This window comes from Nitrosomonas oligotropha, assembly GCF_009833085.1.
Classification (GTDB): domain Bacteria; phylum Pseudomonadota; class Gammaproteobacteria; order Burkholderiales; family Nitrosomonadaceae; genus Nitrosomonas; species Nitrosomonas oligotropha.
Genome location: NZ_QRBZ01000048.1, coordinates 1 through 3,118 on the forward strand (window position 1 = coordinate 1; position 3,118 = coordinate 3,118).

The 3,118-nt window shown below is 38.9% G+C and carries 4 protein-coding genes; 2 read left to right on the forward strand and 2 right to left on the reverse strand.

All coding sequences use genetic code 11. The features are described from left to right. The first annotated feature begins 151 nt into the window (after positions 1-151). A complete protein-coding gene (locus tag ABD07_RS13815; protein WP_160818771.1) occupies positions 152-574 on the forward strand; it encodes a type II toxin-antitoxin system PemK/MazF family toxin in 423 nt (140 codons plus the stop codon). 156 nt (positions 575-730) lie between these two features. On the opposite strand, the gene ABD07_RS13820 is transcribed toward ABD07_RS13815, so the two are convergent. Further along, entirely contained in the window at positions 731-1,606 is an 876-nt protein-coding gene (locus ABD07_RS13820; RefSeq protein WP_160818772.1) for a DDE-type integrase/transposase/recombinase, read from the reverse strand. A 140-nt stretch (positions 1,607-1,746) separates the two neighbouring features. On the opposite strand from ABD07_RS13820, the gene ABD07_RS13825 reads away from it, so the two are divergent. Beyond that, complete coding sequence (locus ABD07_RS13825) at positions 1,747-2,781, forward strand: P63C domain-containing protein (RefSeq protein ID WP_160818773.1); 1,035 nt, start codon at positions 1,747-1,749, stop codon at positions 2,779-2,781. Here ABD07_RS13825 and ABD07_RS13830 read toward each other — a convergent pair. Next, positions 2,778-3,011, reverse strand: coding sequence for a histone H1 (locus ABD07_RS13830; protein ID WP_160818774.1), 234 nt, complete (start codon positions 3,009-3,011; stop codon positions 2,778-2,780). The genes ABD07_RS13825 and ABD07_RS13830 overlap by 4 nt on opposite strands. Positions 3,012-3,118 lie beyond the last annotated feature (107 nt).

Consider the following 3,118-nt stretch of genomic DNA (forward strand, 5'->3'; position numbering starts at 1 on the left):
AACTGCCTGACACAATTTCCCCCAAGTGAGCGAACCACCAAACAAAGTCAAATCGCCGCACAACTTGGTAGTGTCTCAGTTTGAAATTTTATTTTTTATAGTGATATATAATTTATGATTGTAGTTAAAAATAACATTACATCATTTTTATATGGCTCTACAAATACATCCAGAACAAGGAACTATTGTTATATGTGATTTTAAAGGGCTTATCCAACCAGAAATGAATAAGAGGCGGCCAGTTATAATCCTGTCTCCTAGGTTGAGAAAAAGGCAAGGATTATGCTCTGTAGTTCCTTTAAGTACCACAAAACCAAATCCGGTTGAGGCTTATCACCATAGATTGCACATAAAGCCAACGCTGCCAGAACCATATAATTCTGAACTTTGTTGGGTAAAAGCCGATATGCTTTATACGGTATCTTTTGATAGATTATATCTTCCATTCAAAAATAAAGATGGTGATGGCAAAAGGCAGTACGACATAAGAATAATAGACAAATCTGATCTTGTTATGATACAGCGCTGCGTTCTACATGGTCTTGGTATGACCGCATTGACAGATTTTCTATAATGATGTAGCCTACAATTGTTCCCGCTCTGCTTAGGCATCGGGCATTAAGTCCACTTCGGTGGCCGCCATGCAAAGGAGATTGCAATCCAGCATGGTGTCATAAAGCCCTGCCAAAGTGCAGGGCTTTTGCTTTTTATAATACGCAACAAGCTAAGATTATTTTTTTGTTCTATATTTTCCTCTGCTTCTATCTTTCATTGCTTCTTTAGCGTCAATCAAAGCAACAACATCATTCATAGACCAGAGAGTATTTGAAACTCCTGCTGCCATTGTTGGAGTTGTTTTCAGAGTTTTGTGAATGCGCACAAAATTATAGTGCATGAAGTGCAATGCGACTGCATGAGCTAAGTTCTCAATTTTTTTGCTGAATCCGTTGGTTAGTCTGGTGAATCTGCGCATTCCCATGCGCATAGTTAAATTATTACGTTCAACATAGCTTGTGGATACATGATCAATATCAGGATTGCCAGACATTACACGCTTTTCTGAGCTTACGAATGATGCTGGGCTGTAGCGTTTTTGTCCTTTAGTTTCTTCGCCGTAAATTTTAACTAGCATCGCATAATCAACCATTCCGCCAAACATCTTTTCTACTGCGTTAATGTAGCACCCATAGCCGTCACTGGTTAACTGAATTCGATCACTCAAGCGGCCTGCCAGATCACCAATGAATGCTTCTGCATATTCATAATCACGGCGACCAACTAACCAAGAAATAGCCAGCTTCGTATCTGCATCTATTGCTGTCCACGTGTAAACATCGCCATGACCAAGAATGCCTTTATCTGCTGGCGCTACATTTTTTTCTTTTGAGTAGCAAAATGACCAAATCTCATCACATTGAACGCGCTTGCTTTTGATATTTACTAAATGCTCGTTTTGATACTCAGCGCATACTGCACCGGCATCGATCAATAACTTGGTAACGGTATTAATCGAAACATCAGCAATGCGAGAAGTTGAACGCATTGAGCTACCTTCTACCAGCATTGTTAATATCATTGCGCGTTTTTCAATTGAGAGTTTGTTCATTTCATGCCTCAAGCATTTAAATCAGTATGAATTATTATATAGATTAAGCATTATTTATGCAAGCATAATAATTTTTATGCTTGCATTTATGCAAATAATCTGTAAAATGCAAGCATCCAATCAGAATATTAATGTTTTTTATGTCTATATTAAATAATGGTAAAAAAGCTGGGGGTTTGGCTAGAGCAAAGAAACTCTCTTCAGAAGAAAGAAAAAGAATAGCTGAGAAAGCAGCAAAGACAAGATGGCAAAATGAGAGTTTGCCTATAGCCCAATATGCTGGGGAACTGAAGTTCGGAGATCTTATATTTCCATGTGCTGTTTTATCTGACGATACGAGGGTATTAACAGAAACTGATTTCATGGCCGGTCTCGGCATGTACAGAAGTGGAGCTCTCTCCGTTAGAAGAGAAATAGATGCTGAGAGTGGTGCACAGATACCACTTTATCTTGCATTTAAAAACTTATTACCGTATGTTGTCAAATACTTAGGTGATGTGCACATAAAGCCTCTAAAATATAAAACACTTTCAGGAAGCACCGCTCATGGAATACCAGCATCCATAATTCCAAAAATATGCTCTGTATGGTTAGATGCCAGGAAAGACGGAATATTGGGCAAGAGACAAGATCAAATAGCTGATAGAGCTGAGATGTTATTAAGGGGCTTGGCTGAAGTAGGTATTATCGCTCTAGTAGATGAAGCTACAGGTTATCAGAATGACAGAGCCAAAGATGCGCTTGCTAAGATACTGGAAGCATTTGTCGCAAAAGAATTGCAACCTTGGGTGCACACATTCCCAAGCGAATATTATGAGAATCTATTTCGATTAAGAGGCTTGAGTTTTCCTAGGGATAGTGTAAAGAAGCCAATGTATTTTGGTCATTTAACGAATAATATTATCTATTCCAGACTAGCCCCAAAAGTATTAGAACAGCTAAAGAAAGATACGCCAAGAGATGATAAAGGTAGACATAAAGAACACTTGCATAGAAGATTAACAACTGATGTTGGACATCCTAAGCTCAGAGAGCACTTGGCATCAGTAATTACTTTGATGAAAATCAGCAATAGGTATGGTGAGTTTGAGGGGTTGTTAGATAGAGTACATCCTAAGTATAACGAAACAATGCCCTTACCTTTTGATTATCCGGAGTCGGAAAACGGGATTTAGTTATCGCTCCATCTTGATTTTGCGGCTTTTCTAGCTATTTCTTCGCGCTCTTCAGGTGTAAGTTTTTCTGCTCTTGCTTTGCCACCTTTAAGCCCACCAAGCCGCCCTGATTCAATGGCGGCTTTTTTCTTTTCGTCGATTTCTTCTTCTGGCGTAACTTCGCCAGTAGCCTCATCAACTATGCGCTTAGCTAGTTGGTTCAAATCCATTTTTTTAGGTCTTTTACTCATGCCGCTATGATAGCATTGATGGAAACAAGTTCAAGATAGACAAATTTCAAACTGAGACACTACCGTACAGCTGTCCTGGTTTCTCAAGATGAATATAGTGTAGTTGT

Excerpts from the sequence above, each read along its gene's own strand:
- ABD07_RS13825 (WP_160818773.1), top strand. The coding sequence starts at position 1,747 with ATGTCTATATTAAATAATGGTAAAAAAGCTGGGGGTTTGGCTAGAGCA.
- ABD07_RS13815 (WP_160818771.1), top strand. The coding sequence starts at position 152 with ATGGCTCTACAAATACATCCAGAACAAGGAACTATTGTTATATGTGAT.
- ABD07_RS13830 (WP_160818774.1), bottom strand. The coding sequence starts at position 3,011 with ATGAGTAAAAGACCTAAAAAAATGGATTTGAACCAACTAGCTAAGCGC.
- ABD07_RS13820 (WP_160818772.1), bottom strand. The coding sequence starts at position 1,606 with ATGAACAAACTCTCAATTGAAAAACGCGCAATGATATTAACAATGCTG.